The 15210-nt window shown below is 37.5% G+C and carries 13 protein-coding genes and 1 pseudogene; 11 read left to right on the top strand and 3 right to left on the bottom strand.

Going from position 1 to position 15210, the window contains the following annotated elements:
- The first annotated feature begins 130 nt into the window (after window positions 1–130).
- Entirely contained in the window at window positions 131–2911 is a 2781-nt protein-coding gene (gene ileS, locus KQI94_RS06865; protein ID WP_010712188.1) for an isoleucine--tRNA ligase, read from the top strand.
- 51 nt (window positions 2912–2962) lie between these two features.
- Here the strand turns inward: ileS and zwf are convergent, their stop codons facing one another.
- From zwf to KQI94_RS06850, 3 genes are all read right to left on the bottom strand, one after another.
- Window positions 2963–4486 carry a glucose-6-phosphate dehydrogenase gene (gene zwf, locus KQI94_RS06860; protein WP_002368245.1) on the bottom strand — a complete coding sequence of 508 codons (1524 nt, stop codon included), beginning with the start codon at window positions 4484–4486 and terminating at the stop codon, window positions 2963–2965.
- Window positions 4486–5154: a metal-dependent transcriptional regulator gene (locus KQI94_RS06855; protein ID WP_002358896.1), complete on the bottom strand. Its 669-nt coding sequence runs from the start codon at window positions 5152–5154 to the stop codon at window positions 4486–4488. The genes zwf and KQI94_RS06855 overlap by 1 nt, the downstream gene beginning before the upstream one ends.
- A gap of 171 nt (window positions 5155–5325) precedes the next feature.
- Window positions 5326–5694 (bottom strand): DUF4828 domain-containing protein, encoded by a 369-nt coding sequence (locus tag KQI94_RS06850; protein ID WP_002355908.1) that lies wholly within the window; start codon window positions 5692–5694, stop codon window positions 5326–5328.
- 198 nt (window positions 5695–5892) lie between these two features.
- Between KQI94_RS06850 and sfsA the strand changes: the two genes are divergently transcribed.
- The 10 genes and pseudogenes from sfsA to KQI94_RS06800 all read left to right on the top strand — a co-directional run.
- Window positions 5893–6624 carry a DNA/RNA nuclease SfsA gene (sfsA, locus tag KQI94_RS06845; RefSeq protein ID WP_002368247.1) on the top strand — a complete coding sequence of 244 codons (732 nt, stop codon included), beginning with the start codon at window positions 5893–5895 and terminating at the stop codon, window positions 6622–6624.
- Window positions 6625–6729: 105 nt separating this feature from the next.
- The gene (locus tag KQI94_RS06840) at window positions 6730–7728 is read left to right on the top strand and encodes a Gfo/Idh/MocA family oxidoreductase (RefSeq protein ID WP_002355910.1); all 999 of its coding nucleotides are present in this window, start codon (window positions 6730–6732) and stop codon (window positions 7726–7728) included.
- Between the two features lie 26 nt (window positions 7729–7754).
- Window positions 7755–9056, top strand: a complete 1302-nt coding sequence (locus KQI94_RS06835) for a DEAD/DEAH box helicase (protein ID WP_002355911.1) — start codon at window positions 7755–7757, stop codon at window positions 9054–9056.
- 44 nt (window positions 9057–9100) lie between these two features.
- Window positions 9101–11806, top strand: coding sequence for a sigma-54-dependent transcriptional regulator (locus tag KQI94_RS06830; protein WP_002355912.1), 2706 nt, complete (start codon window positions 9101–9103; stop codon window positions 11804–11806).
- Between the two features lie 228 nt (window positions 11807–12034).
- Window positions 12035–12352, top strand: coding sequence for a PTS sugar transporter subunit IIB (locus KQI94_RS06825; protein WP_002355913.1), 318 nt, complete (start codon window positions 12035–12037; stop codon window positions 12350–12352).
- Window positions 12353–12493: 141 nt separating this feature from the next.
- Entirely contained in the window at window positions 12494–13957 is a 1464-nt protein-coding gene (locus tag KQI94_RS06820) for a PTS sugar transporter subunit IIC (RefSeq protein ID WP_002364646.1), read from the top strand.
- Between the two features lie 43 nt (window positions 13958–14000).
- Window positions 14001–14219: a hypothetical protein gene (locus KQI94_RS06815; protein WP_002355915.1), complete on the top strand. Its 219-nt coding sequence runs from the start codon at window positions 14001–14003 to the stop codon at window positions 14217–14219.
- Window positions 14220–14232: 13 nt separating this feature from the next.
- Window positions 14233–14433 (top strand): DUF3188 domain-containing protein, encoded by a 201-nt coding sequence (locus KQI94_RS06810; RefSeq protein WP_002355916.1) that lies wholly within the window; start codon window positions 14233–14235, stop codon window positions 14431–14433.
- Window positions 14433–14843, top strand: coding sequence for a DUF3284 domain-containing protein (locus KQI94_RS06805; protein WP_002355917.1), 411 nt, complete (start codon window positions 14433–14435; stop codon window positions 14841–14843). The genes KQI94_RS06810 and KQI94_RS06805 overlap by 1 nt, the downstream gene beginning before the upstream one ends.
- A 275-nt stretch (window positions 14844–15118) precedes the next feature.
- Window positions 15119–15210: pseudogene (locus tag KQI94_RS06800) on the top strand (PTS sugar transporter subunit IIB); the annotation flags it as partial.

The raw sequence follows: 15210 nt of genomic DNA, 5'->3' as shown, positions 1-15210 counted from the left end.
GGGTGGTAACACGAGTACTTCGTCCCTTGGGATGGAGTACTCTTTTTTTATCTACTTTTATCAGCTATCGTTCATCTTTAGTATGAACTAACACAATTAAATCGATAAAATGAAAGCGAGGCAAATGCATATGAAAATGAAAGAAACATTGCAATTAGGAAAAACAGCTTTTCCAATGCGTGGGAACTTGCCAAACCGTGAAGCAGAATGGCAAAAAGACTGGGAAGAAAAAGGCTTATATGAACAACGTCAAAAATTAAACGAAGGAAAACCAACCTTTGTTTTACATGATGGCCCTCCGTATGCAAACGGAAATATTCATTTAGGACATTCTTTGAATAAAATCAGTAAAGATATTATTATTCGTTCAAAATCAATGTCTGGTTTCCGTTCTCCTTATGTGCCTGGTTGGGATACCCATGGTTTACCAATTGAGCAAGTGTTAACCAATAAAGGGGTTAAACGTAAAGAAATGACTGTCGCTGAGTATCGCGAAAAATGTAAAGAGTATGCCTTATCACAAGTCGATAAACAACGTAACGATTTTAAACGTTTAGGTGTGTCAGGCGATTGGGAACATCCATATATTACGTTAGATCCAGAGTATGAAGCAGCAGAAATTCGTGTTTTTGGTAAAATGGCAGAAAAAGGCTATATTTATAAAGGCTTAAAACCAATTTATTGGTCTCCTTCAAGTGAATCTTCTTTAGCAGAAGCAGAAATTGAATACAAAGATGTAAAATCACCTTCTATTTACGTAGCTTTTAATGTGGCCGATGGTAAAGGTCTTTTAGATAACGAGACAGCCTTCGTCATCTGGACGACAACCCCTTGGACATTACCAGCCAACTTAGGTATTTCAGTTAATCCTGATTTTACGTATGTTGAAGTGAAGGCAGACGGTCGTAAATTTGTAATTGCTAAAGATTTATTAGCAACAGTTAAAGAAGCGATTGGTTGGGAAGAAGTAGAAGTCTTGCGAGAATTTTCTGGTGAAAAATTAGATCGTATGACAGCTCAACATCCATTCTATGATCGAACATCACTTGTTATGCTAGGCGACCACGTGACGCTAGATGCCGGAACTGGCTTAGTTCATACCGCACCAGGACATGGTGAAGATGACTATATCGTTAGCCGTAAATATGATTTACCTGTTATTTCTCCTGTTGACAGTCGTGGGGTCTTTACAGATGAAGCACCTGGTTTTGAAGGAATTTTCTATGACAAAGCGAATCCAATGATTACTGAGTTATTAGAAGAAAAAGGCGCGTTATTAAAATTAGATTTCTTTACGCATAGTTATCCACATGATTGGCGTACCAAAAAACCAGTTATCTACCGTGCAACGCCACAATGGTTTGCTTCAATCTCTAAATTCCGTCAAGATATTTTAGATGAAGTTGAGAAAGTTGACTGGCTAATTCCTTGGGGAAAAACACGTTTGTATAATATGATTCGTGACCGTGGTGATTGGGTAATTTCTCGCCAAAGAGCGTGGGGTGTACCATTACCGATCTTCTATGCTGAAAATGGGGAAGCCATCATTACGCCAGAAACAATTGAACATGTAGCGAATTTATTTGCAGAACATGGATCAAATATCTGGTTTATGCGTGAAGCAAAAGAGTTACTACCAGCAGGCTTTACACATCCAGGTTCACCAAATGGCGAGTTTACCAAAGAAACAGATATCATGGACGTTTGGTTTGACTCAGGTTCTTCACATGAAGGAGTTTTACGAGAAAGAGAAGAGTTAACTTTCCCAGCAGATATGTATTTAGAAGGTTCTGACCAATATCGTGGTTGGTTTAACTCAAGTATTACAACAAGTGTTGCTATCAATGGGGTAGCGCCTTATAAATCAATCATTTCTCAAGGGATGGTTCTCGATGGCGAAGGCCGTAAGATGAGTAAATCGTTAGGCAATACCATCTTACCTGAAAAAGTTATTAACCAAATGGGGGCAGATATCTTACGCTTGTGGGTAAGTAGTGTTGACGCGGAAGCTGATGTGCGTGTCTCAATGGATATCTTAAACCAAGTATCTGAAGTGTACCGGAAAATCCGTAATACTATGCGTTTCTTGTTAGCGAATACGAGTGATTTTAATCCAGCTGAGCATACTGTAGCTTATGCTGATTTACGTTCTGTAGATAAATACATGACGGTTCGTTTAAATCAAGTCATTCAAGAAATCCGTGAAAATGGTTATGAAAAATATAATTTTATGCATATTTATCGGACAGTTATGAACTTCTTAACGGTAGATTTATCTTCTTTCTATTTAGACTTTGCGAAAGATGTCGTTTATATTGAAGCAGAAAACGATTATCAACGTCGTTGTATGCAGACTGTTTTCTATCAAACATTGGTTTCATTAACAAAATTATTGACACCAATTATTCCACATACAGCGGAAGAAATTTGGAGTTTCTTACAAGAAGAAGAAGAGTATGTGCAATTAGCTGAATTCCCAGGTTACGAAACGTTTACTAATGAAGAAGAATTGATGGATACATGGGCAGCCTTTATGGATTTCCGTGACAATGTCTTAAAAGCGTTGGAAGAAGCTCGTCATTCTAAATTAATCGGTAAATCGTTAGAAGCCAAAGTGACCGTTTATCCAAATGAACAAATTCGTCAATTAATGACAGCTGTTGATGCAGATATTGCTCAATTACTAATTGTTTCCGACTTTGAAGTATCAAAAGAAGTAGCACCTAGTGAAGCTGTTCAATTTGAAGACATGGCTATTTTAGTTGAAAAAGCAGAAGGCGAAACGTGTGACCGTTGTCGTTCCGTTCGTCAAGATGTCGGCTCAGATGAAAAATTACCAACACTTTGTGGCCGTTGCGCACACATTGTTGAAGAAAATTATCCAGAAGCGGTTGCTGAAGGATTCGAATAAACAAGAAAAAAGATCCGCTAGTTAACGACTAGCGGATCTTTTTTGGCTTATTTATTGATCAAGTTGACCGCGGTCACGGTACCAGTTATCTGGTTGCCATTCCCAAGTAAAGCCATCTTTTTCTAATAAGTCGAAGGCAGCTTGCGGGCCCATTGTGCCAGCGGCATAATTAGGGAAAGAAACGTCTGTTTTATCCCAAGCATGTCGAATAATGTCAACAATGCGCCAAGATTGGGCAACTTCGTCCCAATGAGAGAAGTTTGTACTATCGCCATTTAGGCAGTCTAATAGAAGTTTTTCGTATGCTTCTGGACTATTTTCAGTCATTTCAGCACTTTGACGGAAATCAAGTTTCACTGGAGTTGTATTGAACCCTTGACCGATTTCTTTTCCATTTAAGGTTAATGAAAATCCTTCAGTTGGTTGGATATAGATAGTTAAAACATTCGGTGGTAAATCGGTTTTATCGCATTCTTCACACGTATCATCTTTGAAGACATTAATAGGTACTTGTTTAAAGACGATGTTAATACGTGTGCCTTTTTCAGTTAATCGTTTACCTGTGCGAACATAGAAAGGGACGCCAGACCAACGGAAATTATCAATTAAAAATTTACCAGCAACAAAAGTTTCAGTGGATGAAGTTTCTGCCACATTCGGTTCATCACGATAGGCTGCAAATGTTTGATCAGCTAGCTGACCTTCGCCGTATTGTCCACGCACGAAATTTTGAAGGGCTTCTTCTTCAGAATAAAGGCGGATGGCACGTAAAGCTTTTACTTTTTCAGTCCGAATTTCTTTTTCAGAAAAAGCAACAGGAGGCTCCATAGAAAGCAATGCAACGACTTGTAAAATATGATTTTGAACCATATCTTTTAGTGCGCCACTGTGGTCATAATAGCCGCCACGATCCTCGACACCTAAGCTTTCAGCGAAGGTGATTTGGACATTATCAATGTAACGATTGTTCCATTGTGATTCAAAAATATTATTGGCAAAACGAATGGCTGAAATATTTTGGATCATTTCTTTGCCTAAGTAATGGTCAATTCGGAAAATATCTTGTTCAGGAAATGCAGCACGAATTTCTTCATTTAATTCGTAGGCAGATTCATAATCAGAACCAAATGGCTTTTCGATAATTAGACGATCAAAGCCTTCTTCCGAAATAATATGTTGTGATTTCAAGTGATTAACAATGGTTCCAAAGAATTGAGGGGCCATAGCTAGATAGTAAATGTGATTGCCTTCTAAGTGGTATTGTTCATTTAGGCGATCAGATAATTCTTTTAAGGTATTATAATGTTCCGTATCATTCACATTATGTGATTGGTAATAGAAATGACTAGAAAATTCAGTCACCTCTTCGGCCGTGGGATTTAAGTCTTGAATGGTTTCACGAACGATTTCACGATAGTATTCGTCTGTCCATTCCCGACGTGCGGTACCAATCACCGCAAAACGCTCAGCTAATAATCCTTTTTTATATAAGCGGAACAGGGAAGGATACAATTTGCGTTTGGCAAGATCACCTGTCCCCCCGAAAATAGTAAATAATGCTACTTTTTCATTCATTAGTTTTCCTCACTTTCTCTAATCAACGGCTCAACAAAAATTGTGTTTGCTGCTTTAAAGCTGACGGATAATTCTTTGTTTTCATTATAAATGGTGATTGGTCCTTCATATGCAGCAATTTCTTTAATCGTATATTCTTCTTGAATATTTAAATCAATGGAAACTAAATAATCCAGTAATTCTTTTTCGTCTAAGACACGTGCAATCCGAATTTTTGTGCCAACAGGGTAGTCTGTTAACGTTTGGCGTTTCTCCTCATGAATGGGTTGATTATCTTCGGGAATAACACCACCGTGTGGACAAAATTCTGGATGATTTAAATAATCCGCTAAACGGTTCACAAGCGTCTGTGAAGTGACATGTTCTAAAACTTCTGCCTCTTCGTGCACATCATTCCAAGTGTAATTTAAGTGCTCTACTAAAAAGACTTCCCAGATTCGGTGTTTGCGAATTAACGTACTCGCTTTTTTTAAGCCTTTTTCAGTTAATTGTACCCCTTGATAAGGAGAATGCTCAACCAAATCTTCTTTTACTAACTTTGAAATCATCTCACTAACCGAAGCTGCCGAAACATCGAGTCCAGAAACAATTTGTTTATTATTCACTTTAACTTCGTCGCCACCTAATTCAAAAATTAATTTTAAATAGTCTTCGCGATTTGGTGTCATAGGGGCTCATCCTTTCAAAAAAACATCATCCTAAGTTTATCAGAAAAAGGCGCATTTGACTATTTAATAATATTCAAGTTGTAAGAAAACTTTCTGAATGCTTTTGCAAGGGATGTAAAAAAATAAATCACCCACCGCACATACTTCATTTTATGTGTCGTGGGTGATTTATTAATTGTAAATGGCCCGTTCTAGTGTGTAGGTTTCATCGTCGGCTTCATCGTAAAGCGTTGCAGGGACACCATTTTCACATTGAATGATTAAATGGTAACCTAACTTGTCTAAGATAACTAAGCGTTTAGGGGTTAATTCAACAAGCAAGGCATGCGTTTGTTTGCCATCAATGAAAACATTGAAAGATGAGGTGATTTCCAAGGTGTGTTGCGTGGCTTTCTTCACGTCTACAAACCACCAATGCCCAGTATAGTTGTGTTGAAGCTCCTGTGGGGAAGGGAGCTGTTTATTTTTTTTCCAGAGGATAGAGCCTGCTAATCCAGTAAGTAAAGATGCACCAACCAAGAAAGTCCAATGTTTTTTCAAAGAAATTCCTCCTAACCTTCATTTTCATTTATTCGTCTTAGTTACCTTTATTATATAGAACTTGTCTAAAATATTCGACTAAATCGCTGAGAATTGACAAATATTTAATGATTGACACAAGATAGTAAAATTGTTGGTTTTGGTCTATACTTTTCCTTGTTTTTTTATGGTATAGTGTGTAAGAAAGGAAGTCTGTGTATGAAGTACCCGAATGTCCAACTTGCTTATTTTATCGAACGACCCAATCGGTTTATTGCACACTGTCGTTTAATGGAAACGAATGAAGAAGTGGTCACACATGTCAAAAATACTGGCAGAGGGAAAGAAGTTTTTTTACCAGGTGCTATTGTGGCGCTTAGTTATCAACCATCGCCTAAAAGAAAAACAGATTACGATTTGATTGCAGTAAAAAAAGGTTCTTTTTGGATTAATATTGATAGTCAAGTACCGAATACATTAGTCAATGAAGCGTTAAAAAATGGTCAAATTGTGCTTCCTGGTTTAGTTGGTACGATCCAAACTGTTAAACGTGAGCAACGATTTGCACATTCAAAATTTGATTTTCTAGTGGAAACGGATGCGGACGAACAAGCTTTTGTCGAAGTGAAAGGCATGACTTTAGAAAATAAAGGCATCGGTGCTTTTCCTGACGCGCCAACACTTCGTGGCTTGAAGCATGTCACTGAACTAATGGCTGCAACTAAAGCGGGTTACCGCTGTTACATTTTGTTTGTGGTCCAATTTGAAGAAATTAAGCAAGCAACGATTCACCAAGAGATGCAACCTGCCTTTGCTGAAAATCTGGGTGCTGCAATTGATCAAGGTGTGCAAGTCCTTGCTTACAATTGCCACGTAACACCAGCAACGATTGAACTTAAGTCACAGGTAACCTTTGATTTATTACAGGCATTTGATGATCCTAATAAATAACTTGAAGAACTCCTAGCGCTTTAAGGCAGGGTAATTACGTGACTTTTGTACGAGAGATTACTATTATAAAGAGAGTAAATAAACAAAAAATGGAGGTTTTTGATTATGATACATTTAGGCGTAATTGGTACCAATTGGATTAGTCATCAATTTGTTGCAGCAGCTTTAGAAACGGGTGCGTATGATTTAACGGCTGTTTATTCTCGGAAACTAGCAACGGCACAAGAATTTGGTTCTCGCTATGGGGATGTGGAATATGCAATTGATTTAGAGACGTTTTTTGGTATTGCACATATGGATACGGTTTATATTGCCTCACCAAATTCATTACATTTTGAACAAGCGAAACAAGCAATTTTAGCGAAAAAAAATGTAATTGTTGAAAAACCAGCTTTTTCAACACCTGATGAGATGGCAGAAATTATTGAATTAGCGAATAAAAATCGTGTGTATTTCTTTGAAGCGGCCCGTAATATTCATGAGCAAAGTTTCCAAAAAATTGCTGAATTATTGCCATTAAAAAACCAAATTTTAGGTGCGAATTTTACGTATATGAAATATTCTTCTCGCTATGATCAAGTATTAGAAGGCAAAGAGCCAAATATTTTTTCTCCTCATTTTTCTGGGGGAGCCTTAGCAGATTTAGGCGTTTATTTAGTTTATGCAGCCTTGGGCTGGTTTGGCGTACCAAACGAAAGCCATTATTTTGCTAGTAAAATTGCGACAGGTGTCGATGGCTTAGGAACAATTATTTTACGTTATGATCAGTTTGACGTGACGTTAAACACTGGAAAAATTAGTGATTCTTTTGCGCCATCCGAAATTTACTTTGAAAACGGGACCTTGATTTTAGATAGTGTCAATGCTATTTCTTCGGCTGAGTACCATGATCGCGCACATGAAGAACGTGATGTCTTAGATATTCAAGTAGCCGATAATCCAATGATTGAAGAAGCCCGTGATTTTGCAGCAGTTTTAAATAACCCAACAGATAAGTATTGGGGCACCAAGTATGAAGAATGGGTTGAGCTTGCTCGAAATGTCAATAAAGTAGTCACTGATTTACGTCATAGTGCCGGCATTATTTTTGATGCTGATAAATAAGAATTAAGCGATAGGAAAGGAACAATATGAGATTTTTAGAACAACTTCCAGAGGCTTGGCAAGAACAGTGGCAAGCTTCTGGCTTTAACGAACCATCAACAATTCAAGAAAAAAGTTTTACGCCCCTTCGCGAAGGAGAAAATGTTTTAGGAATTTCGCCGACAGGAACTGGAAAAACACTTGCTTACATGCTGCCTTTACTCTTAACTGTTGAAAAAGGACAGGGAAATCAATTGTTGATTATTGCTCCGTCTCAAGAATTAGCTATGCAAATTGCTGAAGTTGCTCGGACTTGGGCTAAGCCACTTCAATTAACGGTTCAAACGTTAATCGGCGGGGCAAATGTTTCACGCCAGATTGACAAGTTAAAAAAACGTCCCGAAGTGTTAATCGGAACACCAGGTCGAATTTTAGAGTTAATGAAGAATAAAAAAGTCAAAGCTCAGTTGTTAAAAACAATTGTAATGGATGAAGTTGATCAACTTTTCCAAGAGGAAGAGCTAAGTTTAACCAAACAAATTTTGACACACACACCAACCGAATACCAACTTGTTTTTTATTCAGCGACTGCTGATCGTGTCGTGAATCAAGCGCAATCTTTAAGCCAAAAATTACAGGTGATTGATGTGACGGAAGAAGATACTTCAGCAGGTCAAGTCGCCCACTACTTTATTCGGTTAGCACCAAGAAAAAAAGCTGATTACTTACGTCGTTTGGCCCATACAGAAGCATTCAGAAGCATGGTCTTTTTCAATCAAGTTGCTGATTTAGGTGCAGCAGAAGAAAAATTAGTTTATGAGAATGTGCCAGCTATTGGTCTGGCTTCAGATCAAAGTAAACAGTTGCGTAAATTGGCGATCGATCAATTTAAAGCAGAACGAGTGAAGTTGTTACTAACCACGGATATTGCGGCACGGGGCTTAGATTTCACAGGGGTCCCTTACGTCGTAAACGTAGATGTTCCTTTAACCGAAGAGAGCTATATTCATCGTTCTGGTCGCGTTGGCCGGATGGGTGCACAAGGGGCAGTGATTACGTTTATCAACGATGGCACCAAAAGGGATTATCAACGTTTGATGAAACAATTGGCCATTCCCTATCAGGAAATCTTTTTATATGATGGTGCACTTCATGAACAGCCAAAAGCCAAAGATGAACTAGAAAAAAAGAACGTAGTCAAAGATACGTATTCAGAAAAAAAGAGTACGAAAGAAAGAAAACCAGAAACAGTAAATTCTGTTGTCAAAGAACCACAAGAAACACGCAAAAAGAAGAAAAACAAAAAGAAAAACACGAAAAACAAAGGAGCTCGTAAAGCGAAGAAATAACGCTTTACGAGCTTCAAGCAGAACGTTGTATCGAGGAGGATTCCATGAAATCTCGGAAGGAAGAAATCTTAGCGTTACTTCAAAAAAATGAAACTGGCTTAACGGCAGGAGCGGTAGCAGAACAGTTAATGATTGATCGCAGTAATGCCAGCCGTTATTTAAATGAATTATTCAAAGAAAAGAAAATTACTAGAAGTACTGGACGTCCTGTTATCTATTCAGTGCCAACAATCAATGAAGGAGAACAAGTCCATGTAGATGAGTCCACCTCTGTTAGTTTTGACACATTAGTAGGTGCCAATGATTCTTTAAAAGTGAGTATTCAGCAGGCCAAGGCGGCTATTTTATATCCACCAAGAGGTTTGCATACGATTATCTTTGGGAAAACAGGAACAGGGAAATCTCTTTTTGCTGAATGTATGTACCGTTTTGCCATTGATTCAAAAACCTTAGATGAAGATGCCCCTTTTGTCTCTTTTAATTGTGCTGATTATGCACAAAACCCACAATTATTATTTGGTCATATCTTTGGCGTAAAAAAAGGCGCCTATACTGGTGCGAATGAAGATAGTCCAGGCTTAATGGCAAAAGCAGATGGCGGGATTCTCTTTTTAGATGAAATTCATCGCTTACCGCCAGAAGGTCAAGAAATGCTCTTTACGTTTATTGATAAAGGCGTGTACCGTCCATTAGGAGAAAGTGGTCAAACCTATGAAGCCTCTGTTCAAATTATTGGTGCGACAACGGAATCCTCAGAAAACTTTTTAACCACTTTTAATCGGCGGATTCCGATGTCGATTACATTACCATCTTTAGATGCACGGACGCTAGATGAGCGTTATGCCATCATTTCGTTATTTATTCAGCAAGAGGCAACACGTTTGGGCCAACAAATTGATATCGAACGCGAAGCAGTTTTGGCGTTCATGTTATACGATGCAGAAGGAAATATTGGTCAGGTGAAGCGGGACTTAAAATTAGTTTGTGCTAAGTCATTTCTTTATTATCGGACGCACAATTTAGAACACTTGGTTATCCGTAAACGGGATTTGTCGTTACCTGTCCAAAAAGGATTATTAAAAATTAAAGAAGTGCCTGAGCGCTTGGATCAATTTGTCGATAGTAAAAGTAATTATTTATCTTTCCAGCCAGGTACCAACAAAATTGTTTGGTCGCAAGATCCAGCTAGAGACATGCAAGTTTACAATGAAATCGAAGAAAAAGTCGCTGATTTGTCCGAAGCAGACTTAGAAAATGTTGATTTAGAAGAATTGATTTCTAAAGATATGAATGCGTATTTTAAAAATTATGTCGAAGAATTAACCCAACATTCTTTACATAAGGAGTTACTACCAGAAGCTATTTGGGACTTAACGAATCGTCTTTATGATATCGCAGAAGAGCGTTTGGAACACACGTACAATGAAACAGCACGCTTTGCCTTTGCGCTTCATTTACAAAGTACGATTGAACGTGTCAAAGAAGGTCACGTGATTGTCCATCCTGATTTAAATAATGTCCGTAAAAACATGAAAAAAGAATTTCAAGTAGCCTTAGATTTATCTTCTATTATTGAAGAAGAGAACAACATAGAGATTCCTTTCGATGAAATTGGCTTTATTAGTATGTTTTTATCTATTAATGTCGGTAAAGAAGAAAGAACTCCAGAAAATAATGTTGGTGTGTTCGTCTTAATGCATGGGGATTCTACTGCCTCAAGTATGTTGAAAACCGCCCAAGAACTTTTAGGAACGTCAATCGGAACAGCGATGAATATGCCGTTAACGATGGAAGTTCAAACAATGTATGAACAATTACGAAACCAAGTAATTACGCAAAAAGAATCGTTAAATAATGGGATTTTATTACTGACTGATATGGGTTCATTAAATTCGTTTGGAAATATGTTGTTTGAAGAAACAGGTATCCGAACAAAGGCGATTACAATGACGAGCACAATGATTGTCTTAGAAGCTATTCGAATGGCAAGCGTGGGACGAAGTTTAGAGGACATTTACCAAAATATTCAACTTTCTTTTGAAAGCGTTGTGAGAGAACAATTTCGCTCTAGTCTGCAAAAACGTCAAAACGTAAAAAAAGCAGTAATCGTGACGTGCTTTACAGGAGAAGGGGTCGCCGCAAAACTATACCAACGAATCTTACCAGTTATTGATGAAACAAAAGTGGAACTGATTCAAATGCAATTTATTGAACGAGAAACATTTAAAAAGCATATCGACAACTTGATGGAAGAATATGAAATTAAGGCCATTGCGGGCACTGTGGATGTTGAATATCAAAATATTCCCTTCTTTTCCGTCTATGATATTTTTGATGATGAAAAATTAAATGTACTGAAACGGATTGCTAGTGATGAAGTGGCGATTGATACAATTGTTCATTCACTAAGTGGCGTCATTACTTCTGTGGACTCCTTACAAAAATTAATTCTCATGTTACAAAAAACAGTTCATCAAATACAAACAGACATGCATATTATTGTTGAACCAGGGGTGGATGCCGGAATCATGATTCATTTGGCTTTTCTGGTAGATGCTTTAATTAAAGGAGAAGAAGCAAGAACTTTTCCAAACTTAGCGGAATATGTTAAAACACATCGTTTAGAAATCGATGTCGTACGCACGAATTTTATGTTAATTGAACGGGCGTATCGTGTGACGATTCCAGAAGCGGAAGTTGCGCATGTTACCCAAATGTTTTTAGAAAATGAAATTAAAAGTAAACAATAATAAATAAAAAAACATCAAGAAATGAGAAAACGCTCTCTTTTTTCTTGATGTTTTCTTTTTGTAAGTTACACACAATTTCATGTGTGTAAGCGTTTTCTTTTAGTGTGTACACGCTTTTTTTGATGGTGAAAGCTGTTATATCAGCATTTTAATAAGGAAAAAACTTGGCACAATTATTGCTATAAATAAAGTGTATAACGTCATAACTTTTAAGGAGATGAAGAAAAAATGGCAAAAAAAACAATTATGTTAGTTTGTTCCGCAGGAATGAGCACAAGTTTATTAGTAACAAAAATGCAAAAAGCAGCAGAAGATCGTGGCATGGAAGCAGACATCTTTGCAGTATCGGCTTCTGAAGCAGATACAAACTTGGAAAATAAAGAGGTGAATGTTTTACTTTTAGGTCCACAAGTTCGTTTCATGAAAGGGCAATTTGAACAAAAATTACAGCCAAAAGGGATTCCTTTAGATGTAATTAACATGGCAGACTATGGCATGATGAATGGCGAAAAAGTTTTAGATCAAGCAATCTCATTAATGGGATAAGGAATTAAAACGTTTAAGAAAAGTGAATAGCAAATAAGGATAGTGCATGTTACCAAAGGTTTTATTTTGTACGCTCGATTCATTCGTTTAATGAGGCTACTGCCTTTTTAATAAATATAAATGGATACAGGAGGAATAAAAATGAACGGATTAATGGCATGGATGGAAAAATATATCTTACCAACTGCCGCAAAAATTGGTGCACAGAAACATCTGGTGGCACTAAGGGATGCTTTTATTGGTACATTACCTGCGACAATGGCTGGATCAGTCGCCGTAATGATTAACGCAATTATTCGAGATCTTCCCCAAGAGTTTGTCTCAACTTATGCGGCAAGTTTGGAAGCAGACAAAGGTATTTTTGCAGTATTGAATGTCATCATTGGGATTAATGGTTTTGTTTGGAATGGTACATTGGCTATCGCTGGTTTGATTTTCGCTTTTTCTTGGGGCTATAACTTAGCGAAAGCATACAATGTGAATGAGCTAGCTGGTGGGATTGTCAGTTTAGCTACCTTAATTTCAGGTGTTGCTTTTGCACCAAATAACACAGCTGAATTAGCTGTGAAAGTGCCAGAAAAGATTGCCAACGCAATTAATGGGGCAGAAATTGGTGCGTCAATTGCTAATAATCAATTGACTGTCAATCCATGGGGTTGGTTAAATCTTAATCATTTAAATGGTAACGCTTTCTTTACGGTGATGATTATGGGGGCTTTATCAACTATTATTTTTTGTAAATTAATGCAAGCGGATTTAACAATAAAAATGCCTGATTCTGTTCCACCAGCAGTTTCAAAAGCGTTTGCGGCAATTTTACCAGCAACAATCGCATTGTATGTCGTAGCAATTATTAACTTTACGGTGTCAAAACTTTCAGGCGGTCAATTATTAATTGACTTAATTCAAAAATATATCGCGGAACCGTTCCTTGGGTTATCACAAGGACTAGGTGCTGTGTTAATCGTAACGGTTTTTGTTCAAATTTTCTGGTTCTTTGGTATCCACGGGCCAAACGTTTTGGCACCAGTTCTTGAAGGCATTTGGGGACAAGCACAATTAATCAATATTGATATTTTCCAAAAAGGTTATGAAGGAAAAACAGGAACAGCTGCGGTTTTAGCCGCTATTGACGACGGTAAAGCCTACATGTGGGTCCGTGGTTCGTTTGATGCTTTCGCTTGGTTTGGTGGTTCAGGCGGTACAATCGTCCTAATTATTGCAATCTTGTTATTCTCCAAACGAGCAGATTATTTAACAGTCGGTAAATTATCATTAGGACCTGGGATCTTTAATATCAATGAACCGATTATGTTTGGTTTACCAGTTGTTCTGAATCCAATTATGTTTATTCCATTTGTAATTGCGCCATTAGTTGCTACTACAATTGGCTGGGTTGCAACGTATCTTGGGCTAGTCGCCCCAGTTTCTCAACAAGTCGCATGGGTGACACCGCCGTTGCTATTATCTTTCTTAGCGACAGGTGCCGACTGGCGCGCACCAATCGTAGCGTTGGTATGTATGGTAGTCACTTTCTTGATTTGGACACCGTTTGTTATCGCTGCTAACAAAATGGATCCTGCATTAGGCGAAAGTGAGCAATAGGCAATAAAAACAGCAATTACTTGTATAGAAAGGAGCGAGCGGCATGATTTCGATTGCAAGTGCAATGAAGCAAGAGGAAATTATTACTTTACTAGAGGCATATCAAGGGGAAAATGAAACATTTACTTTTAAAGAAAAGAATGGTATTAAGTTATTTTTTGAAGTTGAAGGAGACCCTGAAACTGCTGCACAAGTTGCAAAACAGCTGATTAAGGAACAACCTTGGGGTGGCGTTTTATACTTCCAAGCAACGGTAGTCTAAAAAGATAGGATGGATGAAAATGATTAGAAATGGATTATTTTTATGTAGTATTGGCTTCTTGATTGTTTTGTATTCGTTGAATCCCAGCTCCTTAAACTATGATTTATTAAGTCTGACAACGGGGATTTTTTTCATTGGACTTGGTGGTTACTTGTTTTTTAAAGGAAAAAAAGTTGCTGAAGAAGAGGCGACAAAGGATGAGGTGAAACGGTAATGGAAATTACGAAAACATTAACTATTTCAGCAGATGAATTTTACACGCAATTAATGAATTCTGTTATTTTTGATATCCGTAAGCAAACAGGCAAAACTCTTACAAGAAAGCAGTTGCGTAAGTTTGAATACATCAAAGAATATAGTAAAAATAGTCGCGCGAAAATAGTTATTGAAGAAGCTGTAGAAAATAAGACCTATCAATTTCGAACATCCACAACTAAAAATGATTTCTCGGTGCGGTATGAGCTCCAGCCAATTGATGAAAAAAGCTGTGAACTGCGTTATACAGAAACAATGGTTTCTTATGGGGCGTTACAAAAACTGAATGACGCAGTATTAGGTATCTTTTTAAGTTATTTTAAAAAGAAACAGTTTTATAAAATGCTTAAAATGATGGAAACTGCTTAAAGGGAAAAAGCGGCTTTTGTCCAGTTGATTCTCTTCAGCTTTAGAAAGTGAGCGATGAGTCGTTTCGACTTATCGCTCACTTTTTTTTGTTGCCCTATTATTTTGGAAACGCACACAAAAAAGCTGTGTGTAATCGTTTTATTTTTAGTGTGTACACGCTTTCTATGTTGAAAAACGTTGTCATATCAAGGTTTTCAATGTGTTAAAACTTGGCACGCTTCTTGCTTATATAAAGGTGTAAAGTAAAACAAAGAGAATTTAGGAGATGAAGGAAAATGGCAAAAAAAACAATTATGTTAGTTTGTTCCGCAGGAATGAGCACAAGTTTATTAGTAACAAAAATGCAAAAAGCAGCAGAAGATCGTGG

Origin of the sequence: Enterococcus sp. S183_ASV_20, assembly GCF_018919685.1 — a bacterium.
Classification (GTDB): domain Bacteria; phylum Bacillota; class Bacilli; order Lactobacillales; family Enterococcaceae; genus Enterococcus; species Enterococcus faecalis.
Note: the sequence above shows the minus strand (reverse complement) of the source record. Positions and strands in the feature narration are given on the sequence as shown.

Coding starts and splice junctions, on each gene's coding strand:
- ileS (WP_010712188.1), top strand. CDS start 131: ATGAAAATGAAAGAAACATTGCAATTAGGAAAAACAGCTTTTCCAATG.
- zwf (WP_002368245.1), bottom strand. CDS start 4,486: ATGAATGAAAAAGTAGCATTATTTACTATTTTCGGGGGGACAGGTGAT.
- KQI94_RS06855 (WP_002358896.1), bottom strand. CDS start 5,154: ATGACACCAAATCGCGAAGACTATTTAAAATTAATTTTTGAATTAGGT.
- sfsA (WP_002368247.1), top strand. CDS start 5,893: ATGAAGTACCCGAATGTCCAACTTGCTTATTTTATCGAACGACCCAAT.
- KQI94_RS06840 (WP_002355910.1), top strand. CDS start 6,730: ATGATACATTTAGGCGTAATTGGTACCAATTGGATTAGTCATCAATTT.
- KQI94_RS06835 (WP_002355911.1), top strand. CDS start 7,755: ATGAGATTTTTAGAACAACTTCCAGAGGCTTGGCAAGAACAGTGGCAA.
- KQI94_RS06830 (WP_002355912.1), top strand. CDS start 9,101: ATGAAATCTCGGAAGGAAGAAATCTTAGCGTTACTTCAAAAAAATGAA.
- KQI94_RS06825 (WP_002355913.1), top strand. CDS start 12,035: ATGGCAAAAAAAACAATTATGTTAGTTTGTTCCGCAGGAATGAGCACA.
- KQI94_RS06820 (WP_002364646.1), top strand. CDS start 12,494: ATGAACGGATTAATGGCATGGATGGAAAAATATATCTTACCAACTGCC.
- KQI94_RS06815 (WP_002355915.1), top strand. CDS start 14,001: ATGATTTCGATTGCAAGTGCAATGAAGCAAGAGGAAATTATTACTTTA.
- KQI94_RS06810 (WP_002355916.1), top strand. CDS start 14,233: ATGAAAATGATTAGAAATGGATTATTTTTATGTAGTATTGGCTTCTTG.
- KQI94_RS06805 (WP_002355917.1), top strand. CDS start 14,433: ATGGAAATTACGAAAACATTAACTATTTCAGCAGATGAATTTTACACG.